Origin of the sequence: Streptomyces sp. NPDC014623 (assembly GCF_043088245.1) — a bacterium.
Taxonomy (GTDB): domain Bacteria; phylum Actinomycetota; class Actinomycetes; order Streptomycetales; family Streptomycetaceae; genus Streptomyces.
The window spans coordinates 32,282-58,200 of sequence record NZ_JBIBZU010000015.1 but is presented as its reverse complement, the minus strand read 5'-3'; the positions used below and the strand labels follow the sequence as shown (position 1 = coordinate 58,200).

The 25,919-nt window shown below is 70.4% G+C and carries 29 protein-coding genes, 2 tRNA genes and 1 pseudogene; 9 read left to right on the top strand and 23 right to left on the bottom strand.

All coding sequences use genetic code 11. From position 1 onward, the window contains the following. The first annotated feature begins 56 nt into the window (after positions 1-56). From ACF1FZ_RS23440 to ACF1FZ_RS23430, 3 genes are read left to right on the top strand one after another with little or no spacing between them, the layout of a single operon-like run. The gene (locus tag ACF1FZ_RS23440; RefSeq protein WP_391775343.1) at positions 57-2,528 is read left to right on the top strand and encodes a phosphoribosyltransferase; all 2,472 of its coding nucleotides are present in this window, start codon (positions 57-59) and stop codon (positions 2,526-2,528) included. Then, complete coding sequence (locus ACF1FZ_RS23435; protein ID WP_391775342.1) at positions 2,525-3,403, top strand: HAD family hydrolase; 879 nt, start codon at positions 2,525-2,527, stop codon at positions 3,401-3,403. The genes ACF1FZ_RS23440 and ACF1FZ_RS23435 overlap by 4 nt, the downstream gene beginning before the upstream one ends. Positions 3,404-3,461: 58 nt before the next feature. Further along, positions 3,462-4,121 carry an O-methyltransferase gene (locus tag ACF1FZ_RS23430; RefSeq protein WP_391775479.1) on the top strand — a complete coding sequence of 220 codons (660 nt, stop codon included), beginning with the start codon at positions 3,462-3,464 and terminating at the stop codon, positions 4,119-4,121. Between the two features lie 28 nt (positions 4,122-4,149). Here ACF1FZ_RS23430 and ACF1FZ_RS23425 read toward each other — a convergent pair whose 3' ends face one another. The 4 genes from ACF1FZ_RS23425 to ACF1FZ_RS23410 form a co-directional block, all read right to left on the bottom strand. Beyond that, the gene (locus ACF1FZ_RS23425; RefSeq protein ID WP_391775341.1) at positions 4,150-4,371 is read right to left on the bottom strand and encodes a zinc ribbon domain-containing protein; all 222 of its coding nucleotides are present in this window, start codon (positions 4,369-4,371) and stop codon (positions 4,150-4,152) included. A gap of 9 nt (positions 4,372-4,380) precedes the next feature. After that, entirely contained in the window at positions 4,381-4,971 is a 591-nt protein-coding gene (locus tag ACF1FZ_RS23420; RefSeq protein WP_391775340.1) for a DUF4383 domain-containing protein, read from the bottom strand. A 236-nt stretch (positions 4,972-5,207) separates the two neighbouring features. After that, positions 5,208-6,575 (bottom strand): hypothetical protein, encoded by a 1,368-nt coding sequence (locus tag ACF1FZ_RS23415; RefSeq protein WP_391775339.1) that lies wholly within the window; start codon positions 6,573-6,575, stop codon positions 5,208-5,210. Between the two features lie 70 nt (positions 6,576-6,645). Further along, positions 6,646-7,419, bottom strand: coding sequence for a DUF4097 family beta strand repeat-containing protein (locus ACF1FZ_RS23410; protein WP_391775338.1), 774 nt, complete (start codon positions 7,417-7,419; stop codon positions 6,646-6,648). A 219-nt stretch (positions 7,420-7,638) separates the two neighbouring features. Between ACF1FZ_RS23410 and ACF1FZ_RS23405 the strand changes: the two genes are divergently transcribed. Beyond that, positions 7,639-7,713 (top strand) — tRNA-Val (locus ACF1FZ_RS23405). A 68-nt stretch (positions 7,714-7,781) separates the two neighbouring features. Here the strand turns inward: ACF1FZ_RS23405 and ACF1FZ_RS23400 are convergent. The 12 genes from ACF1FZ_RS23400 to ACF1FZ_RS23345 form a co-directional block, all read right to left on the bottom strand. Then, a complete protein-coding gene (locus ACF1FZ_RS23400) occupies positions 7,782-8,939 on the bottom strand; it encodes a site-specific integrase (RefSeq protein WP_030118375.1) in 1,158 nt (385 codons plus the stop codon). Then, positions 8,939-9,127: a helix-turn-helix domain-containing protein gene (locus ACF1FZ_RS23395; protein ID WP_364691454.1), complete on the bottom strand. Its 189-nt coding sequence runs from the start codon at positions 9,125-9,127 to the stop codon at positions 8,939-8,941. The genes ACF1FZ_RS23400 and ACF1FZ_RS23395 overlap by 1 nt, the downstream gene beginning before the upstream one ends. After that, on the bottom strand, positions 9,124-10,536 hold the full coding sequence (gene repSA, locus ACF1FZ_RS23390) for a replication initiator protein RepSA (protein ID WP_391775337.1): 1,413 nt from the start codon (positions 10,534-10,536) through the stop codon (positions 9,124-9,126). Before repSA ends, ACF1FZ_RS23395 begins: the two co-directional genes overlap by 4 nt. Before the next feature lie 2 nt (positions 10,537-10,538). After that, positions 10,539-10,733, bottom strand: coding sequence for a hypothetical protein (locus ACF1FZ_RS23385; RefSeq protein WP_364551926.1), 195 nt, complete (start codon positions 10,731-10,733; stop codon positions 10,539-10,541). 5 nt (positions 10,734-10,738) lie between these two features. Beyond that, positions 10,739-10,924, bottom strand: a complete 186-nt coding sequence (locus ACF1FZ_RS23380; protein WP_391775336.1) for a hypothetical protein — start codon at positions 10,922-10,924, stop codon at positions 10,739-10,741. Positions 10,925-11,018: 94 nt separating this feature from the next. Next, the gene (locus tag ACF1FZ_RS23375; RefSeq protein ID WP_390397577.1) at positions 11,019-11,354 is read right to left on the bottom strand and encodes a SpdD protein; all 336 of its coding nucleotides are present in this window, start codon (positions 11,352-11,354) and stop codon (positions 11,019-11,021) included. Between the two features lie 14 nt (positions 11,355-11,368). After that, positions 11,369-11,557 carry a mobile element transfer protein gene (locus ACF1FZ_RS23370; protein WP_094213972.1) on the bottom strand — a complete coding sequence of 63 codons (189 nt, stop codon included), beginning with the start codon at positions 11,555-11,557 and terminating at the stop codon, positions 11,369-11,371. 3 nt (positions 11,558-11,560) lie between these two features. Further along, positions 11,561-11,746 carry a hypothetical protein gene (locus ACF1FZ_RS23365; protein ID WP_164275107.1) on the bottom strand — a complete coding sequence of 62 codons (186 nt, stop codon included), beginning with the start codon at positions 11,744-11,746 and terminating at the stop codon, positions 11,561-11,563. An 18-nt stretch (positions 11,747-11,764) separates the two neighbouring features. Beyond that, positions 11,765-12,454 (bottom strand): DUF2637 domain-containing protein, encoded by a 690-nt coding sequence (locus tag ACF1FZ_RS23360; protein ID WP_391775335.1) that lies wholly within the window; start codon positions 12,452-12,454, stop codon positions 11,765-11,767. A 79-nt stretch (positions 12,455-12,533) separates the two neighbouring features. Further along, positions 12,534-12,722 (bottom strand): hypothetical protein, encoded by a 189-nt coding sequence (locus ACF1FZ_RS23355; protein ID WP_103536239.1) that lies wholly within the window; start codon positions 12,720-12,722, stop codon positions 12,534-12,536. A gap of 87 nt (positions 12,723-12,809) precedes the next feature. Beyond that, on the bottom strand, positions 12,810-14,159 hold the full coding sequence (locus ACF1FZ_RS23350; protein ID WP_391775334.1) for an FtsK/SpoIIIE domain-containing protein: 1,350 nt from the start codon (positions 14,157-14,159) through the stop codon (positions 12,810-12,812). 2 nt (positions 14,160-14,161) lie between these two features. Next, positions 14,162-14,494, bottom strand: coding sequence for a hypothetical protein (locus tag ACF1FZ_RS23345; RefSeq protein WP_007452857.1), 333 nt, complete (start codon positions 14,492-14,494; stop codon positions 14,162-14,164). A 139-nt stretch (positions 14,495-14,633) separates the two neighbouring features. Here ACF1FZ_RS23345 and ACF1FZ_RS23340 point away from each other — a divergent pair, with 139 nt between their 5' ends. Further along, on the top strand, positions 14,634-15,500 hold the full coding sequence (locus ACF1FZ_RS23340; protein WP_266424150.1) for a GntR family transcriptional regulator: 867 nt from the start codon (positions 14,634-14,636) through the stop codon (positions 15,498-15,500). Then, entirely contained in the window at positions 15,490-16,188 is a 699-nt protein-coding gene (locus tag ACF1FZ_RS23335) for an HAD family hydrolase (RefSeq protein ID WP_391775333.1), read from the top strand. Before ACF1FZ_RS23340 ends, ACF1FZ_RS23335 begins: the two co-directional genes overlap by 11 nt. Positions 16,189-16,715: 527 nt before the next feature. Here ACF1FZ_RS23335 and ACF1FZ_RS23330 read toward each other — a convergent pair. Beyond that, positions 16,716-17,444, bottom strand: a complete 729-nt coding sequence (locus tag ACF1FZ_RS23330; protein ID WP_391775332.1) for a hypothetical protein — start codon at positions 17,442-17,444, stop codon at positions 16,716-16,718. A gap of 526 nt (positions 17,445-17,970) precedes the next feature. Between ACF1FZ_RS23330 and ACF1FZ_RS23325 the strand changes: the two genes are divergently transcribed. After that, entirely contained in the window at positions 17,971-19,035 is a 1,065-nt protein-coding gene (locus tag ACF1FZ_RS23325) for an HNH endonuclease (RefSeq protein WP_391775331.1), read from the top strand. Positions 19,036-19,597: 562 nt separating this feature from the next. Here ACF1FZ_RS23325 and ACF1FZ_RS23320 read toward each other — a convergent pair. The 4 genes from ACF1FZ_RS23320 to ACF1FZ_RS23305 form a co-directional block, all read right to left on the bottom strand. Further along, complete coding sequence (locus ACF1FZ_RS23320) at positions 19,598-20,317, bottom strand: glyoxalase (RefSeq protein ID WP_391775330.1); 720 nt, start codon at positions 20,315-20,317, stop codon at positions 19,598-19,600. A 230-nt stretch (positions 20,318-20,547) separates the two neighbouring features. Beyond that, positions 20,548-20,985 (bottom strand): SLATT domain-containing protein, encoded by a 438-nt coding sequence (locus ACF1FZ_RS23315; RefSeq protein WP_391775329.1) that lies wholly within the window; start codon positions 20,983-20,985, stop codon positions 20,548-20,550. Positions 20,986-21,499: 514 nt separating this feature from the next. Then, positions 21,500-21,574, bottom strand: a tRNA-Trp gene (locus ACF1FZ_RS23310). A 288-nt stretch (positions 21,575-21,862) separates the two neighbouring features. After that, the gene (locus ACF1FZ_RS23305) at positions 21,863-22,582 is read right to left on the bottom strand and encodes a MerR family transcriptional regulator (protein ID WP_391775328.1); all 720 of its coding nucleotides are present in this window, start codon (positions 22,580-22,582) and stop codon (positions 21,863-21,865) included. A gap of 63 nt (positions 22,583-22,645) precedes the next feature. Here ACF1FZ_RS23305 and ACF1FZ_RS23300 point away from each other — a divergent pair, with 63 nt between their 5' ends. After that, positions 22,646-23,119 carry a DUF6194 family protein gene (locus ACF1FZ_RS23300; protein ID WP_391775327.1) on the top strand — a complete coding sequence of 158 codons (474 nt, stop codon included), beginning with the start codon at positions 22,646-22,648 and terminating at the stop codon, positions 23,117-23,119. A 9-nt stretch (positions 23,120-23,128) separates the two neighbouring features. On the opposite strand, the pseudogene ACF1FZ_RS23295 reads toward ACF1FZ_RS23300, so the two are convergent. Both ACF1FZ_RS23295 and ACF1FZ_RS23290 read right to left on the bottom strand, forming a co-directional pair. After that, a pseudogene (locus ACF1FZ_RS23295) lies at positions 23,129-23,652 on the bottom strand (MOSC domain-containing protein). A 77-nt stretch (positions 23,653-23,729) separates the two neighbouring features. Next, positions 23,730-24,296, bottom strand: coding sequence for a flavoprotein (locus ACF1FZ_RS23290; RefSeq protein WP_391775326.1), 567 nt, complete (start codon positions 24,294-24,296; stop codon positions 23,730-23,732). A gap of 747 nt (positions 24,297-25,043) precedes the next feature. On the opposite strand from ACF1FZ_RS23290, the gene ACF1FZ_RS23285 reads away from it, so the two are divergent. Next, on the top strand, positions 25,044-25,778 hold the full coding sequence (locus ACF1FZ_RS23285; RefSeq protein ID WP_391775325.1) for a translation initiation factor IF-2: 735 nt from the start codon (positions 25,044-25,046) through the stop codon (positions 25,776-25,778). Positions 25,779-25,919 lie beyond the last annotated feature (141 nt).

Here is a 25,919-nt window from a genome sequence, read left to right as displayed (position 1 = left end):
ACGGCCCGGCGCACGGGCACGGGCGAGCACACGAGTACATACAGGAAGAAGAGGCAGTGGACGTGGAGTGGTCGGGTAACTGGGTCGCGGGGCGGCTCGGGGTCGAGCTCGCCGGTGACGGGGAACTCCGGGAGCTGCTGGGCCTCGCCCTGCGCCGCAACCCGAAGCGGGCCCATCTGCTCGTGTCGAACGTCCTGGGCAAGCACGTGCCGCAGCGGCCGTCCGTCGTCCACGGCGTGGGCTTCGAGCTCGGTGAACGGGTGCGGAACCTGCTGGGCGAGGCGGAGGCCCGCCGCGCCGTCGTCCTCGGGTACGCGGAGACGGCCACGGGCCTCGGCCACGCCGTCGCGGACGGGCTCGGGGTGGCGCCGTACCTCCACTCGACCCGGCGGCCCGTCGCCGGCGTCGCACAGGCGGGCGGCTTCGAGGAGGCGCACTCGCACGCCACCTCGCATCTGCTGCTGCCCGAGGACCCGGACCTGCTGAACGCCGCCGGGGAGGGCTCGCCACTGGTCCTGGTGGACGACGAGTTCTCCACCGGCAACACCGTGCTCAACACCATCCGGGCCCTCCACGCGCGCTACCCCCGCGACCGGTACGTCATCGTCGCCCTGGTGGACATGCGGTCCGAGGCCGACCGGGGACGGCTCGCCGAATTCGCCGGGGAGATCGGCGCCCGCGTCGACCTCGTGGTCCGGGCCCGTGGCACCGTGCGTCTGCCGGAAGGAGTCCTGGAGAAGGGGCTGAACCTGGTGGCCGAGCACGACGCGCAGGACGCGGAGCGGGCGGTCCACGCGGGGCACGCGCCTGGCGGGGGTCCCGTGCCGCCACGGCCCGTCCCCGCACGCGTGGCCCTCGACTGGCCGGCCGGCGTACCCGACGGCGGACGCCACGGCTTCACCCCTGTCCACCGCGCCGCCCTGGAAGCCGCACTCCCGGCCATGGCCGGCCGTATCGCCGACGCCCTGGGGGACGCCCGCAGGGTGCTCGTCCTCGGCTTCGAGGAGCTGATGTACGCGCCGCTGCGGCTCGCCACCGCGCTGGAGGACGCCGTCACGGCCGAGGTGCGCTACTCCACCACCACCCGCTCACCCGTGCTCGCCGTCGACGACCCCGGTTACGCGATACGCAGCCGCCTCGTCTTCCCCGCCCATGACGACCCCGCGGACGGGCCGGGCGACCGGTACGCCTACAACGTCGCGGGCGCGGGGTTCGACGCCGTCGTCGCCGTCGTCGACTCCCACGCCGACACCCCCGCGCTGCACGCCCCCGACGGGCTGCTGGCCCGGCTCGCCGGACACACCGACCAGGTGCTGCTCGCGGTCGTCCCCTCGTACGTCCCGTCGCCGGCCCCCCACCGGACCCCCCACAGGCAGGAAGCCGCCATGCTGCCCGCACCCCTCCGGGGCCCCGCCTTCTCCTCGTACGCGGCGGACGACGTCGGCTGGCTGCTCCAGGACCTCTCGGACACGCCGCTGGAAGCCCCCACCGAGGAGCGCGAGGAGGCCATCCAGAGCGGCGGCGCGCACTACGCCGAATCGCTGCCCGTCGAATACCAGCCCAGCCCTCGGTACCAGGAGCTGTTCAAGACCGCTCTGGACACCTCGGCGGCCCGTATCGCCCGGGCCGTCGGCACCGTCACCGAGACCGTCCTCGCGGAAAGGGGACCCCGCCCCGTCCTGGTCTCCCTCGCCCGGGCCGGCACCCCCGTCGGGGTGCTCATGCGCCGTTGGGCCCAGCACCGGCACGGCCTCGACCTCCCGCACTACGCCGTCTCCATCGTCCGGGGACGCGGCATCGACGCCAACGCCCTGCGCTGGCTCGCCGCCCACCACGACCCGGCGGACGTCGTCTTCGTCGACGGCTGGACCGGAAAGGGCGCCATCACCCGCGAACTCGCCTCCGCCCTGGAGGAGTTCGACGGATTCAACCCGGAGATCGCCGTACTGGCCGACCCGGGCGGCTGCGTACGGACGTACGGGACGCGCGAGGACTTCCTGATTCCGTCCGCCTGCCTCAACTCCACGGTGTCCGGGCTCGTCTCCCGTACGGTCCTGCGCTCCGACCTGGTCGGCCCGCACGACTTCCACGGCGCGAAGTTCTACCGCGAACTCGCGGACTCCGACGTCTCCGGGCTGTTCGTCGGCACGGTCGCCGCCCGCTTCGGCGAGGTCGCCGACTCCGTGGACGCCGAAGCGAAGGAACTGCTCGCCGCGGACCGCGCCCCCACCTGGGAGGGCTGGGCCGCCGTCGAACGCATCAGCGAGGAGTACGGCATCCACGACGTGAACCTGGTCAAGCCCGGTGTCGGCGAGACGACCCGGGTGCTGCTGCGCCGTGTTCCCTGGAAGATCCTGGCCAAGCGGGGAGCCGGCCCCGACCTCGACCACGTACGACTGCTCGCCGAGCAGCGTGGCGTCCCGGTCGAGGAGGCCGACGAGCTCCCGTACACCTGCGTCGGTCTGATCCACCCGAAGTACACCCGCGGCGCCACCGGCGCGGACGGCACGGCGGTGACGGCGAAGTGAGCGAAACCGTGAGCACGCCCGCGCACGCTGCGGGGGACGCGGCAGCGGACGCCCCCGTGACACTGGTGGCCAGCGACCTGGACCGCACCCTCATCTACTCGGCGGCGTCCCTCCAGCTGACGATGCCGGACGAGCAGGCCCCACGCCTGCTCTGCGTCGAGGTGTACGGCCGGGCACCCCTGTGCTACATGACGGAGACGGCGGCCGCGCTGCTCGACGAACTGGCCCGCACCACGGTCTTCGTCCCGACCACGACCCGCACCCGGGAGCAGTACGGCCGTATCCACCTCCCCGGGCCCGCCCCCCGGTACGCCATCTGTGCCAACGGCGGGCACATCCTCGTCGACGGCGTCTCCGACCCCGACTGGCAGGACCACGTGGCCCGCCGCATCGGCGACGAGTGCGCCTCCCTCGCCGAGATCCGCGCCCACCTCCAGGCCGGCAGCGACCCCTCCTGGCTGCTCAAGGAACGGGTCGCCGAAGACCTCTTCGCCTACCTCGTCGTCGACCGCGGCTCCCTCCCCGAAGGCTGGGTGAAGGAGCTGACCGCCTGGGCGGACCCCCGGGGCTGGACCGTCTCCCTCCAGGGCCGCAAGATCTACGCCGTACCCAAGCCGCTCACCAAGAGCGCCGCGATGCACGAGGTGGCCCGCCGCTGCGGCGCCACACTGACGCTCGCCGCCGGTGACTCACTCCTGGACGCGGACCTGCTGCTCGCCGCCGACCGGGCCTGGCGCCCGGGCCACGGCGAACTCGCCGACTGCGGCTGGGGCGCTCCCAACACCGAGGTGCTCAGGGAGACGGGCGGCGCGGCGGGTGAGGAGATCCTGCGCCGCTTCCTGCGCGCCGCCGGCCCTCAGCGGGCGGGTCGCTGAGCGGACGCGAGCGATGTCCGGCAAGCTGGCCGGGCCGCCGCTGACGGAGGAGACCCGCATGACCAAGGGCAACGACACCAAGATCACCGACGAGCTGTACGCGTACGCACTGGCCCACAACCCTCCGCTGGACGTGGTGCAGCGCGAGCTCGTGGAGACCACGTACACCGAGCTGCCCGACCACGCGGGCATGCAGTCCGCGCAGGAGCAGGGGCCGCTGCTCGCCTTCCTCGTCCGGCTGACGGGCGCGCGGCACATCGTGGAGGTCGGCACCTTCACCGGCTTCTCGGCGCTGGCGATGGCCCAGGCGCTGCCCGCGGACGGAACGCTGCTCGCCTGCGACATCTCGGAGGAGTGGACGGCGTACGGCCGGCAGGCGTGGGAGAAGGCGGGCGTCGCCGACCGGATCGACCTGCGGATCGCGCCCGCGCTGGACACCCTGCGCGCGATGCCGGCCGAGCCGCACATCGACATGGCCTACCTGGACGCGGACAAGGGCAACTACATCGCGTACTGGGAGGAGCTGGTCCCGCGGATGCGCCCCGGCGGGCTCGTCGTCACCGACAACGTCCTCTTCCACGGACGCGTCACCGATCCGCTGGCGACCGGTGACACGGCCGCCATCCAGGGCTTCAACGACCATGTGGCGGCCGACGCCCGAATGGACAGCGTGCTGCTGACCGTGGCCGACGGGCTGACGCTCTCGCGCAGGAGGTAGCGGGGCGCGCCCGTCCGGCCCGCCGGGGTCAGCCGCAGCAGCCGCCCCCACAGCACCCGCCGCCACCGCCGCCCGCCGGCGCGGAGGCCGGTGCGGACGCGGCGGAACCCCCCACGGCCACGGTGGAGAGCAGCTTCACGGTGTCCTCGTGCCCGGCGGGGCAGGAGGCGGGGTCGGAGGACTCGGCCATGGGGCGGCTGAGCTCGAACGTCTCGCCGCAGGGGCGGCAGCGGTACTCGTAACGAGGCATGACTCCAGATTAGAGCCTCTTGCCCTTCGCGACCTCGGGTATCGGCGCGTGGGGACGGCGCTCCTCCCGTGCGACCTGCTCGGGGTGGCGGGCCCGCCAGTACGGATTGTCATGCGGCAGTCCGCCGCTGACTCTGCCGTACATGCCGAACGTCATCAGCAGCAGCCCGGCCACGAAGCTGAACAGCACGTTCTGCATGCGGAAGGCCAGGAAGTTCATGCTGCTGTCCAGCAGGGCCAGATTCACGAAGCCACTGAGGACGAAGGCGATGCCCAGGACCATGTTCAGGGTCGAGGCGAAGTTGCCGCCGATGACCATGCCGACGAAGAGCAGCAGCCCGACGCAGATGGACAGGATGCTCAGCGCGCCGTTGGTGTTGAGGCCCGCCACCGTGTCGCCGCCGGTGTCGAAGAAGCCGATACGGTCGATGAGCCCCAGGATGCCGAAAGCGAGGAGCAGCAGGCCCATCAGGCCCGCTCCCGCCCGGTAGAACCGGCTGAGGCTGTGGTCGACGGGCAGGTGCTCGTCGAGCCGGATGGCCTGGTGGCGGGTGTGCTCGCCTTCGTGCCGGCGCGAGGGGCGCAGGAGGTGTGTGGCCATGACGGCCTCCTTCGGCCGCGTGCGGCCAGGAACGCCTCGGCGGGATCCGCTGCATACTTCCAGGATCGGCCCCCGCCCCGCCGGGGACAAATCCACCGTCTCCGCCAGTCCCCTGGCCGGCCGGCGGCGGGGCTCTCGGGGGCATGCGGCGGCCGCGCCGGCCGGAGACCACCACCGGGCCGTTCGCGGAGCGTCCGTGGCACGACGGTCCGGCCGGCCGGCCGGGGGCGGCGCGGTCAGGCGCCGCCCCCCAGCTCCTCGCGGATCGCCGACACCACCTGGTTCGCGGTCCGGCGCACGGCCTCGGTCTCCGTCAGGAAGTGCCAGTAATCAGGATGACGCTCCTCGAGCCCGGCGACCGCCCGCTCCAACCGCGCCACGGCGCCGTCCAGCGGACGGGCATGGCGCGGGTCGGGTGTGTGGCGCCCCGCCATGGCGAGGCGCTGGGCGTCCCGGATCGTGAACCGGGTGCGCTCGATCTCCGCCTGTGGATTCCTGGCCACCGCGTCGAGCCGCTGCAGCCGGTCCCCGGCGGCGGACACCGCCTCATCGGTCGCGTTGAGCAGCGCCCGGACCGTACTCAGCCGGGACGTCGCATCGGCCCACCGCTGCTCGGACCGCGCCTCGGCGGCTTCCGTCAGCTTCGCCTCGGCCTGCCGCACATTGACCGCCGCCTGCTCGGGAACCGGCTGCAGATCCTGCCAGCAGGCCACCGAGAAACGCCGCCGGAGCTCGCTGAGCACCGGCTCGACCTGTCCGGCGCGCGTCGTCAGCGCCTGCGCCCGGGTGCGCAGGGACACCAGCCTCCGGTCGATCTCGGCGGCCCGCTCGGGAAGCCTGTCCGCCTCCGCCCGGACCGCTTCGGCGTCCCGCAGCACGCGGTCCGCGCGCTGCAGCGTCTCGGCCACTCCGTGCCGCCCCGCGCCCTGGTTGAGCTTGGTCAGCTCCGGGGCGAGAGCCGCGAGCCGGGCGGCGAGATCATCGGCCCGCAGCCCGGAAGCGCGTACGGCGTCCAGGGCGTTGCTCGCGGCCAGCAGTGTCTGACGGGCCCGCTCCACAGCGGGGGCCAGCCGCGCGAGCTGGGTCTCCGCGCTGCTGAGCAGGGTCCCGAGCCCTTCGGCGAACCGGTCGAGCTCACCCTTCACCCGTACGAGCTCGTCCTTGGCCCGGGTCAGCTCGGTCCGGGCACCGGCCGCCGCCGAGGGCTCCAGATCGTCACGGTCGAGGTCGTGGGCGTCGACCGCGGCGATGTACCGGTGGCTGGCCTCGTCGATCCGCCGGCCGAGCGCCGTGAACTCCTCCGCAGCCTTGACCGCGCGGGGCGAGCTGTCCACGGCGGTGATCGTCTCGATCGATATCCGCAGATCGCGCTGAGCGGTGTCCAGCTCGTAGAAGGCAGCGGCCGCCGCGTCCTTCGCCGCCTGCGCGTCGGCCCGCTGACTCTCCCCGCGCCCCCCGAACCAGCGGCGCGTACCCCCGCCCGCGAAAGCACCCGGGACAGCCGCGAGGGCCAGGGGAACCGGCAGCAGCATCAGCACCAGGACGTCCCTGACGGCGGAACCAACACCCGCTTTCGCCTGCGGCCGCGTGTGTGTCGCCGTCACATCCCTCTCCCGTGCCGATTCGCCCCGCCCGGTTCATTCTCCCACCAGTGAGGACGAACGCGCGGGCCGGTTAGTTCGCACTTCGCACAGTGACTTCACCGTTGTCGCTGCGCGCCTTCACCACGTGCTTGCTGCTGTCGCTGCGGGGCACGTCGACGGAGACGTCACCGTTGTCGGCCTCGGCGGACACCGCGTACGCGTTCTTCCCGGCCGGGAGGTCGATGGTGATGCTCCCGTTGTCACTGACGGTGTCCACCAGATCAGGGACCCGCGTCAGCCCGAGCCGTACCGAGCCGTTGTCGGAGCGGGCGGTCACGGAACGACCGGAGATCCGCTCGGCCTCGATGGTGCCGTTGTCGGCGTTCAGCTTCAGCGGCCCGGACACGTCGCGTACGTCGACCCCGCCGTTGTCGGCGGAGATCGTGAGCGGGGCGGTGAAGCCGGCCGCGGTGACCTTCCCGTTGTCCCCCCGCACGGTCAGGGCCAGTCCGCGGGGCACCTTCACCTCGTGGTGCGCCGCACAATTACTGATCACCGCCCGGCACTTCACCTCGAGCCTCAGCTCGTCCCCCGCGAGTTCCCACACGGGGTCAGGCCCGCTGCCCAGCATGACCCACCCGTCGACCCGGCGGGTCACCTCGATCTGCTCGACATCGCCGGGCACCAGATCCAGGGTCGAGTTCTCGGCGTCGATGGTGAGCGCCTCCCCACCGAACGCGAACGACTTGTGCTCGGCGGCGGCATCCTCTGCGTCCGTACTGCCGCAGCCGCCGAGCGCGGCGACGAGAAGCACGGCCCCGGCAGCGGCCACGAGAGTGTCGGTACGTCGTGTACGGATGGTCATGGTGTCGAGTCCCCCTGAGAGCGCCGCCGATGTGGCTCCACCGTATGTACACACCCGCCTGCGGGACGATCCGGACGGCTACCGTCTCCGGGGTGGGGATATCCCCCGTACCGGCCGTCCACCGGCTTCCGGCCCGGTGAGCAGCGGGGCGGGGAGGGCCGGCGGGGAACCGGATTGCCGCGGAGGGCCGTGGGCCATGTAACCTGTTGCCTCATCCACGGGTGCGTAGCTCAGGGGTAGAGCGCTGCTCTTACAAAGCAGATGTCGGCGGTTCGAAACCGTCCGCGCCCACCAACACAAAGACCCCCAGCCGATCATGGCTGGGGGTCTTTGACATCCACTTCTGACATCAACGGGCGCGGTCACCCACGGTCGGGACGCTGCCGCTTCAACATCCGGTCGAGGTGACTCACGGCCTCGCGCTGCGTGTCCTGGACGACGTGGGCATAGATGTTCATCGTCACTGCGATCTGACTGTGCCCGAGGATTTCCATCACGACACGGGGCGGGACGCCAGCGGCGGTGAGCAGGGTCGCGCAGCCGTGGCGGGCATCGTGCAGCCGGATGACGCGAAGCCCTGCGGTGCCAGCGACCCGGGTGAACGAGCGGTACAGGTTGCGCGGCTCAATCGGCCGGCCGGAGCGGGTGGTGAAGACGTAGCCGGTCTCCTCCCACTGATCACCGGCAGCCTCACGCAGGGCCGCTTGCCTTAGACGTTCCCAGCGGAGCGGGGCCACGCACAGGGCGGGCAGGGGAAGCGTCTGCTTCCTGCGACGCCCCTTGGGATCGTCCTCGTACGCCTCACCGCGGACACGCTGCCGCTGAGTGCGGACCCGGATCTCCCGCTTGTCGAGGTCCACGTTCTCCCATCGAAGGCCCACGATCTCCCCACGGCGGAAGCCGAGCGCGATGGCGAGCACGAAGGCTGCGTAGAGCGGGTCCTTCCGGGCGGCGGTGAGGAAGGACAGGGTCTCGTCCAACGACCAGGGGGAGAGATCCCGAGCCACTGCCGAGGGCGGTTCCACGAGGGTCGCCACGTTCCGCATGACGAGTTCCTCCCGGCACGCAGCCGTCAGGGCCGTACGCAGGACGCGGTGGGACTCCTTGGCGGTCGCCGCGGTGGTCTGCTGCTCCAGCCGGACCAGGAAGCGCCGGACGTCAGCGACGCTCAACGATTCGAGGCGCTTCGAGCCGAGCATGGGCACGAGGTAGAGGCGGATGTGCGTCTCGTACTTCGCGTAGGTCGTGCGCTTGCGGCGCGGCTTGATGATGTTCTCCAGCCAGTAGGGCAGCCACTCGGCGAGCTTGGCCGACCGCGTGGGCACGGGTACGCCCTGGTCCACCTTGGCGAGCAGGTCACGGCGCTTGGCGTCGCACTCGGCCCAGGTCTTGCCGTAGGCGAACTTGCGGGCCCGGGTGCCGTCCGGCTGGAGCACGTAGACCGCGGCTTGATAGCGGCCGTCCTTGCGCTTGGTGATGGTGCCCGCGCCGTTGGGGTTGCGCTTGCGCTGGGGAGGCATCAGGCGGCTTCCTCGATCTCGTTGACGATGAAGTCCCGTACGGAGTCGGCGGGGATACGACGGGCCCGGCCGATGGTGATGGAGGTCAGTCGGCGGGAGCGGATCAGGTCGTAGACGGTGGAGCGTCCGAGCTTCAGCCGCGCCATGACCTCGGGCACGGTGAGGAGTTCAGCGGTGGCGGTGGTCACGATGCGGCTCCTTCCAGAGCGAGTTGGTCTTGCAGCTCGGCGCGGTGTTCGCGGGCGGTGTCGCGGTTGTGTTGGATGTCGCGGTGGATGTTGGCGGCGAGCCAGGATTCGCCGGGGGTGTGGCCGTTCCCGGCGTAGGCCCAGTGGGCGAGCGTGAGTGTGGTGGCTTCGGGGTGGTCGTCGGGGTCGGGGAGGCCGAGGGCGGCGCGTTGTTCGGCGGCGCGGTAGTCGGCGCGGACCTGGCGGAGGGCGCCGAGGGTGGTGGAGTAGGCGCGGGATTTGGTGGAGAAGTGGCCGCGGAAGCCGAGCATGTGGGCCCAGTCGCGGAGCTTGCGTTCCGGGTAGGCGTGGTGCAGGTCCAGGCACGCTTCGATCAGCCGCCGGGGGTGGTCGGGCACGTCGAGGAGGACGAGCGCTTCCTTGTTGCCGATCCGGTGGTCGACGGTGCCGGTGGTTTCGGCGGCTTTGGTGGCGTACTTGGCGACGTAGGAGGCGACGGCCTGTTCGGTGAGGTCTTCGCCGTTGCCGAACGCGCCGATGGGCTGCACGTCGAGCTGCGTGCCCCACCGCAACGTCCAACCGTCCGTGATCCCGGCTTCCGGAACGGCCGGCACGAGCACCTCAGCCCGGGCGGCGGCGGCGCGGATCGCGTCGTCCAGCAGGTCGAGGGTGGCCCAGGCCGGGGGCGGGGTGTCCGGGCCTTCGGGCCCGTCGAAGCGGATGACCGCGTGGAAGTGCACGGCACCGCGCTTCTGGTACTCCGCGACCTTCCCGAAGGACACCTTGGACTGTTCGCGGGCGACTTTCTGGGTGAGTCCGGCGCGGCGGGCGATTTCGCGGCGGAGGTAGATCGTGAAGTAGCGCCAGAGGTCGGAGGCGTGGTTGTTCCACAGCACCGCGCCCGCGTAGTCGTAGGTGTCGGGGTCGAGCGGTGTGCCGAGTTCCGGTGCGTCCTCGGGGTGCCGGGTACCGCAGCGGCAGGGCCGGTTGCCGGGCCGGTTGTGGACCGGGCCGAAGGAGGGGGCCGTGAGGGTGGCGAAGACCCTGGGGTGATCCCGGATCGTCGTAGGGGTGCCCTTATCCGGGTCGCCGGTGAGTCCGGCGCGGATGAGGTGGTAGGTGTCGCCTGCGTAGGTCCAGGCGCAGGCGGGGCAGCGGGAGGCGCGGCGGTTGCCGCAGGCGATCCGTAACCGGCCGCCGGGCTCGGTGTCCGTGGAGTAGTGGTGCAGCAGGGTGCCGGTTGTCCGGTCGATGGTCTTGGTGGCGCCGGTGAGGTGGATGGGCTGGGAGCAGCCTCCGGTGCGGCGGAGTTGTTCGGTGAGGCGGTCGAAGCCGGGAGACCCGACCACCCGGAGCAGATCGCCCAGGGTGGCCGGGTCCAGGCCCGCCGCAGCAGCAGCGGTGTTCATGGTCAGCGTCCCGTCCGGTTGTGGGAGGGACCGTGGTTGGCGGTGTAGCCCTCGACCAGGGCACGGACCTCGTTGTCACCCGTGGCGGTGGCTTTCGCGCCGCAGTGGCAGACCGCCGAACCGGTAGCCGGGGCGTTCGGGGACGGCTTGCTGACGTGGATGCCGGGACGGTCCGGGGTGGGAGTCAGGTCAGCCATGGCGCTCAGGCCCCGATCCGGGTGTGGGCACGGACGGGGGTCGTGGTGTGGCCGGTGCCGCGGCAGGCGGGGCAGTTCGCGGTGATGGTCTTGCGCTGCCCACCGGGGGTGCGGGTGCCGGTGGTGATGGTGACGGTGGGGAATCCGTCGCAGTGGCCGCAGATCGGCCGGGGCGGGGTGGGCTGGGGCATGATGGGATCTCCCTTTCGGGTCCGTTGGATCTGGAGTTGGGATGGGCGCCCGGGGCGGCGGAAACTTGGCGGTTGAGGCCGCCCCGGGGGCCGGTTAGCGGTTGTTCGGGCGGTTGAGGAGCGAGCGCAGGACCACGGCGCAGATCGCGACCGAGGCGGCGGTGATCGCGGTGGCCAGGAGCATGGAGACGAGGACCGTGCCGATGATCAGGACCATGGCGGTCCCGCCCGCGGCGGCGACGAGGAGCGAGCCCGGGGTGAGCTGAACGGCCGGCCGGGAGACCGGAGCAGCCGGAACGGGCGCCGGAGCCGCGGCGGGGTTGTGGTGGCAGGTGCAGGCCGGGGTGTGGGTGATGCCGGTGAGCGGCTGGACGAGGGACGTTGCCGGGGTGGGGGCGGTGTCCGGGGGCGGGATCTTCGGGGTGAACACGGGTGGACCTCCTGTCAGGGGTTGCAGCGGTGGGTGCGGGCGGCGAGTTCGGCGGCGGAGCGGTTGTCGTAGTCGGCGGAGAAGTTGCAGCCGGGGGCGGTGCAGGCGGCGGTGTGCTTGGTCCGGCCGCGGCCGTCGTGGTGGGTGCCGACCTGAACGGGGCCGACGCGGAGCACGTTGGTGAAGCGGTTCGGGCGGGCCATGGGTCAGTCCTCCTGTCGGAGGCTGTTGCCGGGGAACTCGGCGCGGATGCGGGTGGCTTCGGCCGGGTCGGTGGTGCGGTCAGCGGCCTCTTCCGCGAGGAGCCGGGCCAGAGTGGGGCGGCCGGAGTCGGCCATCTCCCGGGCGGCGTCGAGGTAGTCGGCGGGGCGGTTGAAGTTGAACAGGCCCATGCTGTTGTCCCTTTCTGATTAGGCGAGTTGTGCGGTGATGGCGTCCGCGAGGGGTGCGGGGACGCCGAGGCGGGCGCGCAGGGTGGCGGGGTCGATCCGGTTGCCGGTGGTGGCGTGGTGGGTGTCGGCGAGCTTCCGGGCGTGGTCGAGGAGGGCCGGAGGAACCGACACAGCCGGTGCCGTGACCGGGATGGGCGCCGGTGCCGGGGCCGCCTCAGGGGCAGGTCCGGGCGAGAGCTCGGGGGTCGGGTCGGGAACCCGTTCCACCGTCACGTCCGGGACCGGTTCAGCGGCCGGAGCGACCGGCGATGCAGCCACCACGGGGGCGGCTTCAGTCTCAGTCGGCGCAGCCTGAGGGCTGTGGACGAGGAGAGTGCCGCCGAGGAAGGCGAGGGCGGGCCATCCGGCGACGAGGATGCGCAACCAGGCCGGGACGTCACCGAGGTCGAGGAGTCCGGCGGTGGCGACGTTCGCGCCCAGCGACGCCGCGAGGGCGATGACGAACCAGGCCCAGGCCGCACGGTTGTCCGCGGTGGTGCGCATGCGCCGCCAGGCCGCGACCAAGAGCAGGTCCACGCTGACGGGGTAGGCCCAGGCTTTCCAGCCATCCTGCCCAGCCGCTTCGGCCAGGTCGTGCAGGTGGGCGAAAGACAGAGCACCGGCGATCACGGCCTGGATGAGTACGGCGTCAATACGGATGCGGGACACGGGTTCACCTCCTTTCGAGGGGGCGGGGCCGGGGCCGGGCGGGACACGGGGTTCACCGCCCGGCACCGGGGCAAGGGGGTCAGGCGTCGGGGTTGGTGCCGGAGCCGAGGCAGTTGAGGCAGAGGCCGTCCTGCTGGCCGACCGGGCGGCGCTTGCGTCCGACGCGAACCGTGGCGGAGACCATCCCGGACCCGTCGCACGGCGAGCAGGCAACCGGCGCGGGCGGGGTGTTCTTCGAGGGCTTGGTGGTGGTCCGACGGGTGGCCATGGCGGTGGTTCCTTCCGGTTCCGGGCATGGGCGGGGTAGGGACCTGGCGCGAAGCAGTCACGCCAACTGGACTCGCAGGTGCAGGAGTTAGCCGGTTGCCGGGCTGGGCTTGAGGAGCGGGGAGCCCGGGGCCGGGGCGGTAGAAACGGCCGGCCGGAAGGGTGCCAGAGCGGCAAGGTGAGGGGTGAGGTGCGCGTACTCGTGGCAGACTGCCACGGCTTCGGCGGGGGTCATGGCGGGGGTGCGGATGCGGGACCAGCCGCCGGAGGAGTCCCCGGCCACCGCGACGCCGGGTCGGTCGGGGGCGATGGTGGTGGCGGCGAAGACCGCTTCGGGGGCGATGTCCCCGAGGGCCATTTCGGCGGTCTGCTTGTCGTTGACCCGGTGCACCACACGGCCGGTGAGCTGGGCGCGCAGGGCGGTGGCTCCCTTGCCGAGGTCGGAGCCGAAGCGCTGCCCACAGACCTCCAGGAAGATCCCCACTGCGCGGGCCATCTGAGCGAGCCGGATCATCCGCATCACCATCCGGTCCCGACGCTCCTCGTCCTTCTTCGCAGCGACGAGGAACAGCTCCGCGACCTCGTCGACCAGGACGACCAGCGGCACCGGGCACATCCTTGCGGGCAGGCCCCACATGTCCGGGACACCGTGGGAGCTGAGGAGGTCGAAGCGCTCTTCCATCTCGCCCACGAGGGCTTCCAGGAGCCCGTCCGCCTCATCGGGAGTGACTGCGAGGGCGGAAAGGCGGGGTGCATAGCCGCGCTGTTCGACACCTCGTTTGCAGTCGATCCCGACCAGGCCGACTGGCAGCTTCGCGAGGCCGGAGATGAGGTTGCGCTGATACATCGACTTGCCCGACTGATTCGCACCGACCGTCAGGGCATGCGGGACCTTCTGATAGTCCCGGACGAACGCCGTACCGTCCTCCCGCAACGCCACCGGCACGACCAGCGGGCCAGCGGTGAGCTTGGGCGGGAGTCGGCGGGGCATCTTCACGCGGCGCAGGACGTCGTAGCCGGTCATCCGCAGTTCCACGAACCCCGGCTTCACCTCCACCACGTGGACGGAGTGGACGCCCCAGGCGTGGCGGAGCCGTTCGGAGGCGGCGGACACGTCGGCAGGCTCCAGACCGGCCGGGAGGCGAAGCGTCGCCCGCATGCCGGTGGTGGAGTAGCGGACGCGCCGGACCTGCGGGGGAACGGGCTGGACTTCCTGGCGGGCCACGTTGCGGACCATGAACGCCCGCAGGCGGGACGGCTGGACCGTCAGCCCGCACACATCCATCGTCGCCCGATACGTCACCGAGAAGCGGACCCGGGCGACCGGGGCACCGACCAGCGACCAGAACACCCGAGGAGACCGGGCCTTGGCGTAACCGAGGCCACCGGCGGCCGATAAGGCCCCCGCAACCTCGATCACCGTGGACAGGTCCGACATGATCAGGCCCCCAGCGGGGTCACAGCGACCGCGCGGAAGCTGATCCCGTGCCGGGTCTGGCCGTTGAACGTGTTCTCCCAGTCGCGGGCCTTAAGGCCGACGACCGTGACCGGGGTGCCGGGGGCCAGGTTCTCCGGGACGCCCGTGTTTGGCACGGTCACCTGGTAGAGGTTGCCCTCTCCCTCGTCCGCGACCAGCAGGCCCACCGTCGCGAGCGGGGCACCGGTCTCACGGTCGATGGCGATCTCACCGGTCTGCTTGCTCACGAGCTTCGGAGTCGGAGGCGTCGCCACGAACACGACAGCGGTCGAAACATCGATCTTGAAGGACGGCATGAGCTTGCTCCTCAGACAGAGGTGACTGACTTGGCTAGCCTTCTTGGCTACATGGCCAACGTAAGCAACGTGGCTAGTCATGTCAACACCTGACTGTCTTGGCTGTCCCAATGTTGGGGTCTCCGCGTACCATCGCCCCATGACCTTCGTTCCCGATCCCCTCGACCCAGACGATGACCGGCCGCCCTACGAGCAGGTTGCGAGCAGCCTCGGAGCAGCAGTCCGGACGAGGAAAATCGCACCAGGGGAGAAGCTGCCGTCGCAGAAGGAGCTGACGGAGCACTACGGCTTCGCGCGCGCGACCATCCAACGCGCACTGCGGGACCTCGAAGACGAAGGGCTAGTGGTCTCCCGCAAGGGAAGCGGAGTCTTCGTCCGCAGCCGGACGGAACGGCCGGCGGGACTACGTCCTTACGTAGAGCAGGCCTTTGCCGCCACGGACGTCACTATCGACTTCGCCGGGTTCTCCAGCGAAACCCTGCATGGAGCACTGCAAGAGCCGTTGGACAAGATTCGGATCGGCAGGCTGACACCGGCAAGCATCAAGGTCCGCATTCTCGTTCCGGACATGGCTGTCCCCCAGGCAGCTCCGGTCCGCCGTGAGGACTGCGGCGATGACGAACGGCTCCGGTCCCGCATGCACAACATCATGATCGGGTACGCCCGCAGCATCCGTGACTCAATGGCGGAGCTGAGCCACCTGGGCTTGGTTCCCGAGACGAGCGTTGACGTGCGAGTCCACAGTGGTACGCAGTTCTTCAAGCTGTACGTGATCAACGGAGCAGACGCCTTCTTCGGCTACTACCCGATCAAGCCCAACAAGGTTGTGGCGCAGGGCGAGCCCATCGAAATCTACGACCTGGTGGGGAAGGACACCGTCCTCTTCCACCACTCCGTCAACGACAGCGAGTCGTCTAGCGGCACGCAGCAGGTCCAGCAGGCAGGCATGTGGTTCGACAGCGTGTGGAACAGCATCGCGAGGGGATTCGACCTTGATGGACACTGACGACCTGGCCGCAGCGCTTGCCAGCACTACCGTGGTGCTTTTCGACTTCGACGGCCCCATCTGCGATGTGTTTGCGGGGCGCCCGGCCGACCAGGTTGCAAGGGATCTCACCGAGCTTGCAACCGAAAGCAACCCGGAGCTGGAAGGGAAGCTGTCCGGCATCGATGACCCTCTGGAGGTTCTGCGGCTGGCGCACGAAGCGGATGATGCCGCTGGACTGGCAATCGAGAGGGCGCTCACCACAGCCGAGGTAGAGGCTGTAGGGGTGGCTGGAGACCCGGTCACCGGAGCCGTTGCCTCTCTGAAGGCAGTTCGAGCGTCGGGGAGGGGAGCGGCGGTGGTGAGCAACAACTCCGCAGAGGCCGTCAGAGCATTCCTTGATCGACACGGGTTGTCGGAGCACGTGCTCACAATCGTTGGAAGGCCCGAAGGGCATCCGGAGCTGATGAAGCCGAACCCTCATTCGCTGATCGCAGCGGCTGAACGGTTGGACGTCGACGTCTCTTTGTGCGCCTTGATCGGCGACTCGCTGACAGACATCCAGGCCGCCCACGCGATCGGTAGTACAGCCATCGGCTTCGCCAACAAACCGCACAAGCACCAACTCTTCGTTGAGGCAGGAGCCGAAGCGGTTACCGACTCCATGCAAGCCATCGCCCAGGCGATCAGCCCCCAGCCGGGCACCTGACTACTCGCGTCGCCCGGAGTTGTTACAGGTTTCTCTACCTCATCAAGGCACCCGGCTGCGCTCCGCTCCGCCGGGCGCGCTTCCCGGCTCTGGCTGCGCCCGCGCTCCTGCCTTCGGCCCGCTCGGCGCTGCCGCCGCCGACGCGCGCCCGCAGTGGATAGGCCCGTGGGGCATGAGTCGAGAACCAAGCCCGCGGCTTCACGACGATGCCTCCGGCGGGGGCGCTCAGACTCCGGGATGGGACGGGGCGCCGTTCGCGAGTGCCGGCCGGAGCGGGGCGAGCGTCGTGGGGCTCCCATCCCGACCGCCTTCGACCCAGGCAGAGCCGAGCAGTCGCGGCCCAGGGCGTCAAGGTCGTTCGTACAGTGGCGCGCTCCACCTTGACGCCCTGAACCACGACCGCTCCACGGTGTGTGGGTCGAAGGCGGACGGGATGGGAGCTGAGGTGAGTGGTGGAGAGTTCAGGGCTCAGGTACGTGCTTTGGGCTGCCCAACCGATGGCAAACCGGATCCGCCTCGCCCACCCCTCATGCTGAGGGGGCGGACTCCTCCTCCAGCAGCGCTAGCAGGCGTCGACCAAGATCAGACAACGCATAGGGGCGGTACGTTCCGCCGTAGATTATTCCGTGCAGTGCACTCTCAACGAGCCCCAGCGATAGAAGCCTCTGAAGGATTGCGTGCGCGCCCAGTTGAAGACCTGGATCGATCTTGCACACATCCTTCAAAAGCATGCCGTACTTCACATTCTCCGCAGGGCTCTCAGGGGGCGGAGGTAGCGGCGTTGCTGCCGAGATAACGTGCATAAACCTAATGTGCGGGGGGTCTATGTTCCTGATGGCCGTCTGCATCAGCTCCCAAATGTCAAGGCGAGCAGGCGCGGGGTCTGCCACTGCGGCTGCTAGAGCACGGGCAAGCGCCTGCCGCTTTTCGGCCAGCGATATGTCCTGGGCGGCACCCATTACCCTCCCAGCGAATTCGAGCAACCGCTCATCCGCGAGGAGGCGACGTCCAAGTTCATCTGCCTCGATCCCCAACACCCGGGTGACCTCGCGCACCAGCTCTGTGCTGCGGTCCGCGCGGTGCGCCGCGATTCGGTCAGCTATCACGTCAAAGGTCGTAGCCAAGGCCGGTCCAGATGCCGCTCCGATGAGCGCTTCTCCCGGCCCCCCGGCCACGGCCCCAGCCGCTGCTCCAGCCGCAGCAGCGGCCATCTGCTTCAGGCCGTTGACGATCTGTCCCTCTGTCCGCTTGTTCACGGAGCCGACTGTATGCACTTGTCCAGCGGTACGTCCCGGTTTTCTGCACCCGTTGCTTCGCGCAGCCCCTGGGCCGTGCGAAGCTGCTCCACAACGGCTACTAGCGACAATCAGTGACATTTCAGCTCCTGGGCCGGACGCCCGGAGTGGCTGGTCAGAGGTTTCTGACGAGACGGGTTTCCTTCTGGGGATGGACGTCAGGCAAGATGGAGCGCTTCTTGCCGTGAGCTGAATCCATGGCGCCGACGCAGCCAGTAGAGGAACCCTATGAGCGCTGTCTACGTACGCATCGGGGAGTACCGGTCCAAGTACCACAGTGATGTTGACTGCCCATCGCTGAACGGGAAACGGGACACCTACATGGGCCAGGAGTCTATGGCCGAGGACAAGGCCAAGGAGCAAGGGCTCACAGCCTGCCAACACTGTAGGAGGTAGCTGTCGCTTCCAGACGAAGATGCCGTACGCCACGACGATGTGCTTGTCGGGCGCCGAGGGTGTTGTCAGTGCCCGGCCCTACGATCCTCCTATGCGAAGAGGAGCGATCACGCGAGAGTCCGTGCTCAAGGCCCTGACGGAGCATGACGAGTTGGGGCGTGAAGCCTTCCTGGCGAAGTACGGCTTCGGGGAGGCGCGGTCCTACGTCCTGGTTCACCAGGGTCAGGAGTACGACTCCAAGGCCGTCGCAGGGGTGGCCCACAAGTGGGATCAGGGGCGGGCCCTCACGCGGGACGAGTTCAGCGGGGGCAAGGATCATGCCGCGGCGTGGCTCAAGCGGGTTGGCTTCCAGGTCAAGGCCATAAAGAACCCGGACTGGGCTCGCGACGAGATCATCCTTGCCTGCCACCTCGTGATGGAGAACGGCTGGAAGGGGCTGGACGCCGAGGACGGCCGGGTGGTCGAGCTGTCTGCCCTCCTCCAGTTGCTTCCCATCCACGTGGAGGCGGACCGCAACGAGAAGTTCCGCAACTCCAACGGCGTCGCTCGCAAGACGTTCGACATCGCCACTCGCCACCCGGACTACCGGGGGAAGCCCACCAACGGCGGCGCGCTGGATGTCGCTGTGCTGCACGAGTTCCTTGCCCGGCCGCAGGAGATGACGGAGGCCGCGCGGCTGATCCGTCAGGGGATCGCGACTGGCGAGTTGCAGTCCTTCGCGCCGACTGAGGACGAGGAGTTCGGCGACGACTTCAGCGCGCCCGAGGGGCGGCTGCTCATGCGGAGACACCGGGCGCGTGAACGGAACAAGAGCCTGCGTAAGAAGAAGATCGCTTCTGTTCTTCAGCATGGTGGACAGCTCGCCTGTGAGGCGTGCGGTTTCGACTTCGAGAAGATCTACGGGGACCGCGGTGCCGGGTACATCGAGTGCCATCACGTCCTTCCGCTCCATGTGGCGGGGGAGGGCCGCACCAAGCTCAGCGATCTCGCCCTCATCTGCGCCAACTGTCACCGCATGATCCACCGGCGCGCGCCATGGCCGACCCCTGCGGAGTTGCGAGCCTCTATAGAGCAGAAGCACGCTGACGACAGGCGCGCCGCAGTGGCTTTGACGCGACCGCGCAGGGCAGCCGACGAGCAGATGTCGAACCCGTGAGCTGACATCCACGGCCGACATCAACGTCGGTGCACAACGGCAGCCCCGGAGAGCCATGGACGGCAGTCGCGGCCGGGCCCGCCAGGGTCCTTGACCATCTCCGGCCGAACTTACAAAGCAGATGTCGGCGGTTCGAAACCGTCCGCGCCCACCGGTGCGAAGGCCCCCAACCGATCATGGTTGGGGGCCTTCGGCATTTCCTTCTGACATCGACGGACGTGGTCGTCCACGGTCGGGACGCTGCCGCTTCAGCATGCGGTCGAGGTGACTCACGGCCTCGCGCCGGGTGTCCTGGACGGTGGGGCGCAGATGTTCCTCGTGACCTCGATCCGGCTGTGCCCGGCGGGGACCGCGTGTCCGTCGAGCTGGTGTCGACGCAGGTGCGGATCGCCCGGCCCGGTGAGATCGAGCCGCACGTACGGGCATTCGAGCAGATGCGGCGGACAGCTGTGTACGGGACGGAGGCGCGGGCGCTCATCGTGAAGGCGGTCGACGTGCTCAGCCGAGTCCGTTCCGGCGGTCGACGTGCAGGGAGGGGGCGGAGGGGGACCCCGCCTCGCCGTCATGTCGGCGGGGGCCGTTCGTCCAGGTGCCCGGTGCTGCGTAGTTCGTTCTCCACCCGCTGCAGTTCCGCGTCGGTGAGCTGGATCGTCCTCAGCTCCCGCATCCGGACATCGATCTCGGCCTGCTCGCCCAAGACGGTCGCGAGTTCGATCAGGGTCGCCAGGGCCAGCGCCTGCTCGACGGGGCGGGCCTGTGCTCCGTGCCTGCGCAGTCCCGATCTGACGGCCCGGAACGCTGAGCGGTCGTCGTTCTTGAACTCGCGGAGGATCCTGGCGTTGTCCAGAGCCTTCACCAGCCCGTGCAGCTTCTTGGAACCGCCGTACTCCAGCTCGGCCGGTTCGTCGCGCTGGATGAAGATCAGCGAGTTGCCGGACGGGTCGATGAGCGTGAAACGGGTCTGCCCCGGGCGGAAGCGCGTGATGCGTGGCCGCCCGGCCGCCAGGACCTTGCCGTAGGCGGCCCGCATAGCCTGGGTGAACGCGGCGTGGTACGGCGCGACGGTGTCGACCAGGACAAGACAGCCGCCGCCGTCCTCCCGGCTCGGATCGTGCCCCTGGGGCGGCTTGCTGAAATGTACGTCGAAGCCGCTCCGGCGGAGGGCGAGGTAGAGGTACGGCCTCGTCTGCTGGTGGGTGATCTCGAAGCCGAGGGCCTGGTAGAAGTCCAGGGTCTCCTGGGCGGACGAGCACGGCAGCAGGGGTACCGCCGTCTCGTTCATGTCCGTCGTCCCGTCGTGCCTTCCGGCAAGGCTTCTCCTCCTGGCTTCCGGGCTCACCGCTCCGACCGGCTCGGGTGCGGGGGCGGCATGCCCGGATCTCGGCCGCCCCCCGCAATCTACTATTCAAACTTTACTAGTGCTGTGCGGAAACGCGAAGAGGTTTGTCCGCCGACCTCTGGACCGCCCTCGACGCGAGCACGTGCGCAGGGCTCCGGGAGTGGTGACGGCACCTACGGCAGCGCTTGACCGCCGGGTGGCTGTGCGAGGCGACGGCTCAGGACCCAGCTCTGGACCTCCGCATCGGCGACGGCCTCGATTTCCTCCAGAAGGCGCCGGAGGTTCTCCTCATTCCTGTCGGCCTCGGGGGCCAAGGTGTAGCGCTGGACCGCCAGCCGCAGTCGTGACCAGGCCTCCGCGGCCTGTACGTAACGCTCCGCATGGCCGAACACCTGGCGGAACCCACCGACGAATACCGTGGCCCCTGCGATCGAGGCGGTGATGACGGCGGGGGCCTGAATGCCTGCGGCGACCACCGCGCCTGCCCCGGTGGCCAGGGCGGTCAGTTCCGTGACCGCGACCCAGCGACGGGAGCGCTTCGTGATGCGCTCGTACCAGGCCAGATCCCTGAGGGCCCGCTCCAGCACCGGATCTTCGTTCGCCTGGGGCACCGGCCGACTCCCTCTGCAGGGCAACTGCTCTGTCACCCGCGCGACTTGAGGGTGCATGGCACCCTGCGGCCCACGATAGCCGTAGGGGTGTCCGCCCAACCGCCCCTGTCTTTCCTACGCCGAGCGGAGGTCCCGGCCCCGGGCCGGAGCCGCGCGAGGAGGGCGTTTCGTGGTCGGCGGGGCTCGTCCCCCACCGGCTCACGGATCTCGCGTGGCAGTCCTTCGTGCGTGGTGAGCCGGTCAAGGCACAGTCCGGGCTTCCGCCCGGGCGGTGGTGAAGACCCGGATCATCTGCCGGCTGCCGGCGCACCTTCCGAGGCGTTCAACAAGGCCCTGGGGAGGCAGGCGGACGGGGCGTGCGGGGCTCAGCCGTGCACCTGGACCGCCAGTGCGGTCAGATCGTCATGCACCTCGTACTGGCAGCCACCACCGGCAGCGGATATCCGGCCCTTCACCTGAGAGGACCGGAGAAGTGGCGGCCTCGCACGCGGACGCGCCGAAGACGACGGGAAGACAGAACCGGCCGGATTCGAACCGGCGTCCTCACGGTTTTGGAGACCGCGCGCGACGACCTCTGCGCTACGGCTCTGCCCCGGCCCTCATCCTACGGATGTCTGTCGCCGGGGCCGTGTGCCTCAGGGGGTTTTGTACGTGGCTACGGCACGGGCCGGGACCCGGAAGCGGTCGTCGGCGCAAGGGAAGCATTCGACCAGGACGGTGACGGGGGAGCTGCCGTGGGACAGGGCAGGACCCCGGACGCCCCCTCCGCCGTGCGTGCTCCGCGTGTGAACAAGCGGATCCTACGCCGGTGATCACTGGCCACCGGTACCGCGTCGTGCGCCCGGGTGCGTGGCGAGCATGCGGTGTCGCAGGGCGCTCACCTCCCGGTGGCGGCGAGGAGCGTGCCGAGTGGGGCGGCCGCGTCGAGGAGGGCGCGGGAGCGAGCCGCGATGCTCGTGTCCCGGGCCGCCAGCGCGGTTTCGACGTCGTCCCGGCGGTACCCGCTCCGCAGGCTCGGCATCAGGGCCCGGAGCGGGGCGATGCGATAGCCCGCGCTGCGTAGCTGGTGCACGATCCGGGCGTCCCGGGCCTGGGCCGGTGAGTACCGTCTCGCGCCCCGCGGAGGGACCCGGTCCGGAACAGCGAGACCCTCGGCGTCCCAGTGCCGCAGGGCCGACGGGCGCACCCCGAGCGCCGCGGCGAGTTCGGAGACGCTCATGGAGTCCGACGGGCGTACGTCCGCGATCGGTTCGGCGGAGATCGCTGCGGTGGCCTCCTTGGCGAGTACCAGGTCCGTGCGCTCCCGGTCGAGCCGGGCGTGGGCGGCGTCGAGCAGTGCCAGTACCTCCGCGGCCGGGCCCTCGTGCACGGTGCGCACGATCCGTTTGGCCTCGACCGGACCGGTGGCGGTCGCGAGGGCTCGGTAGGCCAGTGCGGACTGCAGGTGGGGCTCCCCGTAGATCCGGTGACCCGAAGCTGTCCGTGCGGCCGACGGCAGGACACCCTCGCGTTCGAGGTTGCGGATCTGCTGGACGGAGTACCCGGCGAGGCGCGCGACATCGGCCGTGCGCAGGGACGGCGACTTGAGAGTTGACACCCGTTGCCCCTTTCCGTCCCGGCTCGAAGTCTCCACATGCACCTTAATGAAACGCTTGAGCACATGACCATCGACGAGATCATTGCTTTCGTGGAGGACCTCGAAGGGGTCCTGGCCGTCAGGCCGGCACCCGGCGACGGATCGCCGGAGATCAGCTGGGGGGACACGTTCTTCTACTACGCACCTGGCGGTGTCATGCCGGCAGCGACTCAACCGTTCGCGACGATCGTGACCAAGGACTGTCCGGGCGACGAGCGTTCGCGACTCGACCGTCCGGACACCTTCCGCGTCAACGTCGCCGCGGGAAAGCAGTCGTTCAGCGACTGGACCGGTCACGCTCCGCGCGAACCCGCCCACGACGACGACCCCGGCATCGGTGACGCCGTGATCGCCCACCCCGTTTACGGCTCCGCCGGCTGGCTGGCGGTGGTGAACCCGGGCCGGAGGACGGACGGGGCTGTGCGTGTGCTGCTCCGGGAGGCCCATCATCGTGCGCGTGCGCGCCACGAACGACGCGCAGGCTCGACGCCGGGCTGACAGGGCGGTTCAGGCACGCTCCAGCGGACGGCGCGGGCCCGGCGGGATTTCGACCACGACGGCGTCGTACGGGCGGACCCGGCCGCCGTGGCGGACCACGGACATGACGCCGGACCTGAAGGTGAAGTCCCCGGAGGCGGGGGCGAGAGCGAACATCTCGCCGAGCAGGCCCTGGTGGAAGGTGCTGGTCTTCGCGCACGGGTTGCGCAGACCCGTGACCCCCGCCACCGCCTGCTCGCCGAGGTGCAGCAGGGTGCCGGTCGGCGGACCGAGCAGGCCGGCCTCGCGGGTGGTGATGTTCTCGCCGGGCCGGCCCGCTGCGACCGCGTAGCCCTCGAGGGCCGGCTCGTCGAAGAGTTCCTCGTGCATCAGCCGCATCTGACGCGGGCTGGGCAGCTCCGCTTCGCAGGTCACGCGGAACTGGTGGCGGATCGTCCCGCCCGCGTGGGCGTCCCCCCGACGCCGAGGCCGGCAAGCAGCGTGGCCGGATCGCGGCTGGGCTTGCTGAACGAATACGTCCCGTTGCTGCTCACCGCTGTGCCCTGGCCCGCCCTCTCCCGCCCCGTCCGTCGGCACGCGTATTTTTCGGGCCCTGCCGAAGGAGCCGGCGTCAACGGGCCCGGGCCGTCGCGCGCTCCAGGACCGTCGTCCAGGGGAGCTCCCGGACCGCCGGGCCCTGACGGGGTTCGTACAGGGGCCAGACGTCCGCTCCGTACACCAGCTCCACGCCTGCTCGGCGCAGAGCCACGATGTGCCCTTCCCACGCCGGATGCCGCACATGTGCGGCGTTGACCAGAGGAAACACCACCACCGGGACGCCGGGAGTGCCCAGTGCCTCGCTCACTTGCGTCAGGGCTTGGTTGTCGGCGATACCCGTCGCGAGCTTGGCGACGTAGTTCGCGCTCGCCGGTGCGACGACATAGCAGTCGGCCACGGGGTGCGGGCGGGGTTCGGCCGGCAGGCGGGGCGTGTCCCGCACCGGGAGACCGGTCAGGGCCTCCAGCCGCTCCCATTCGCCGTTCGCCCTCAGCCACCGGCCGGCGTTCGGTGTGAGCGTCACCGCTGCCTGCCAGCCCTGTGCCACGGCCGGCCCGACCAGCCCGGTGCGCAGCGACTCGACCCCGTCGGCCGCCGTGCCCACGATTCCCAGCACTCCGCGGCTGCCCGCACTCACCATGTCCTCCACCCTGCGCCGGTTCGCCACCCGGCCGACGGCACAGCAGAGACCTACCACGTCCCGGGCGGCTGCCGGTAGCCGCTGCGTGCGCGGCCCCGCTCCGGTCGGATCCAGCCTGAGGTGCCGAGGTGCTGACGCATGATTCCGTGCAGGCGCTGAGCTCGGGACCTGCGGCCTCGGGATCCAGGAGCAGCTGGCCGGCTGTCGCTCCGTCGTGGGGCGCACCACGGCCGACGCGCTCGAACGCGGCGTCCGCCCCGGTGAGGACCACACTGATCTCGCGGGAGCCGGCGAGGACGGTGCCGGGGACGATCATCCGGGTCTCGGCGTACCGGTCGCGGTGGTCGCGTCGTCCTTCCTCGAGCTGCGCCCGGTCCTCGTCGGTGCGGACACCGTCACACGTGCGGTGCGGGGCGTCCTCGAGGGTGTGGAAGCGGCGGGTCGCCCGGTCCGTCGCGCTGCACGAGGCGCACCGCTCCTCGAAGAGCCGCCGCTGCTCCTCGACTTGGCGTTCCCGTGCACGTGGGCGCTTCGTCACCCAGCTGGTGATCACCGGCGCGAAGAGCGAGCCGGGCGTACCGGCGACCGTGGTGATCACGGTGGCTGTGGCGGCACTCGCACCGCCGGCCTCGCGGGCTGTCCCGCGATCACCGCACCGGCTGAGCCCACTCACTCATGCCGGTCCGAGTGCCGAGTGCTGAATGCCGAGTGCTTGCCCGCTGTGTGCGGTGCCGGGAGGACGGGCCCGTGCGCCGACTGCTGCTGCTCGCCCCGCTGTTGCTGTTCATCGTCGGCTGCGGGGTGGTGCGGTCCTCCGAGGGCGAGGCGGCGGACGCCGCGCGGGTGACGGCCAGGAAGGCGGGCGAGCGGCTCCACGGGCAGCGCCCGCGCACGGCGGAGGAGGTCGGGCGCTCCGCCTCCGGCATCGACGGGGTGGAGGTGCTGCGGGTGACGGGTACCTCGACACACGACGGGGACGGTGTCGACGTGGTCGTCCGCACGTCCGGAGCGGCGCACGACGGGTGGATCGACCCTGAGGAGGTCACCGTGCGGCGCTGTTTCACGGTGCGGGTGTCGCCCGGGTCGGAGTGGCGTGAGGATCCCCGTGAGGTGGACTGCCCGGACGGTCCTCCGCCGGCCTTCGCCCCGCCACCCGAACCGCCCCGGCTGCCGTACGAGGAGCTCCGCGTGAAGCTTCCCCGGGTTCCGGAGAGCGGCCGGGTGGACGAGGCCGAGGTGCGCCGCGGGCTCGCCGGCCTGGATCTTCATCCGGCGGTCCGTACCGAGGTGAAGGCGGACGGCGGACGGGTCGGCGTTCTCCTGTCGGTGAAGGGCGACGGCTCCGACGCGCAGGACTGCCTTCTCGCCCGCGTGGGCCCCGGTGCCACCGAGGTGTGGGTGCCGCCCCGGATCCAGCGGATGCCCGGAGAGGGCGGCTGCACCGTCGGCAACGCCTTGGACCCGCAGCCGGCACCGCACTGAGCGGGTGCCCGGCTCCCACGGGCCACAGGCCCGCGTGCCCCCTTCAGGGAGATCGGCAGCCGGGGTGGCGTGGCCGCCGGGGCGGACCAGGGCGGTGCCCGCGGTGGCGCCGGGGGTGCCGGCCGCCTCACGGGCTCCGGA

Coding starts and splice junctions, on each gene's coding strand:
- ACF1FZ_RS23320 (WP_391775330.1), bottom strand. CDS start 20,317: ATGAACGAGACGGCGGTACCCCTGCTGCCGTGCTCGTCCGCCCAGGAG.
- repSA (WP_391775337.1), bottom strand. CDS start 10,536: ATGAACACCGCTGCTGCTGCGGCGGGCCTGGACCCGGCCACCCTGGGC.
- ACF1FZ_RS23340 (WP_266424150.1), top strand. CDS start 14,634: ATGACCTTCGTTCCCGATCCCCTCGACCCAGACGATGACCGGCCGCCC.
- ACF1FZ_RS23350 (WP_391775334.1), bottom strand. CDS start 14,159: ATGTCGGACCTGTCCACGGTGATCGAGGTTGCGGGGGCCTTATCGGCC.
- ACF1FZ_RS23410 (WP_391775338.1), bottom strand. CDS start 7,419: ATGACCATCCGTACACGACGTACCGACACTCTCGTGGCCGCTGCCGGG.
- ACF1FZ_RS23425 (WP_391775341.1), bottom strand. CDS start 4,371: ATGCCTCGTTACGAGTACCGCTGCCGCCCCTGCGGCGAGACGTTCGAG.
- ACF1FZ_RS23325 (WP_391775331.1), top strand. CDS start 17,971: ATGCGAAGAGGAGCGATCACGCGAGAGTCCGTGCTCAAGGCCCTGACG.
- ACF1FZ_RS23370 (WP_094213972.1), bottom strand. CDS start 11,557: ATGGCCCGCCCGAACCGCTTCACCAACGTGCTCCGCGTCGGCCCCGTT.
- ACF1FZ_RS23430 (WP_391775479.1), top strand. CDS start 3,462: ATGACCAAGGGCAACGACACCAAGATCACCGACGAGCTGTACGCGTAC.
- ACF1FZ_RS23385 (WP_364551926.1), bottom strand. CDS start 10,733: ATGGCTGACCTGACTCCCACCCCGGACCGTCCCGGCATCCACGTCAGC.
- ACF1FZ_RS23335 (WP_391775333.1), top strand. CDS start 15,490: ATGGACACTGACGACCTGGCCGCAGCGCTTGCCAGCACTACCGTGGTG.
- ACF1FZ_RS23355 (WP_103536239.1), bottom strand. CDS start 12,722: ATGGCCACCCGTCGGACCACCACCAAGCCCTCGAAGAACACCCCGCCC.
- ACF1FZ_RS23290 (WP_391775326.1), bottom strand. CDS start 24,296: ATGGTGAGTGCGGGCAGCCGCGGAGTGCTGGGAATCGTGGGCACGGCG.
- ACF1FZ_RS23400 (WP_030118375.1), bottom strand. CDS start 8,939: ATGCCTCCCCAGCGCAAGCGCAACCCCAACGGCGCGGGCACCATCACC.
- ACF1FZ_RS23365 (WP_164275107.1), bottom strand. CDS start 11,746: ATGGGCCTGTTCAACTTCAACCGCCCCGCCGACTACCTCGACGCCGCC.
- ACF1FZ_RS23380 (WP_391775336.1), bottom strand. CDS start 10,924: ATGCCCCAGCCCACCCCGCCCCGGCCGATCTGCGGCCACTGCGACGGA.
- ACF1FZ_RS23345 (WP_007452857.1), bottom strand. CDS start 14,494: ATGCCGTCCTTCAAGATCGATGTTTCGACCGCTGTCGTGTTCGTGGCG.
- ACF1FZ_RS23420 (WP_391775340.1), bottom strand. CDS start 4,971: ATGGCCACACACCTCCTGCGCCCCTCGCGCCGGCACGAAGGCGAGCAC.
- ACF1FZ_RS23300 (WP_391775327.1), top strand. CDS start 22,646: ATGACCATCGACGAGATCATTGCTTTCGTGGAGGACCTCGAAGGGGTC.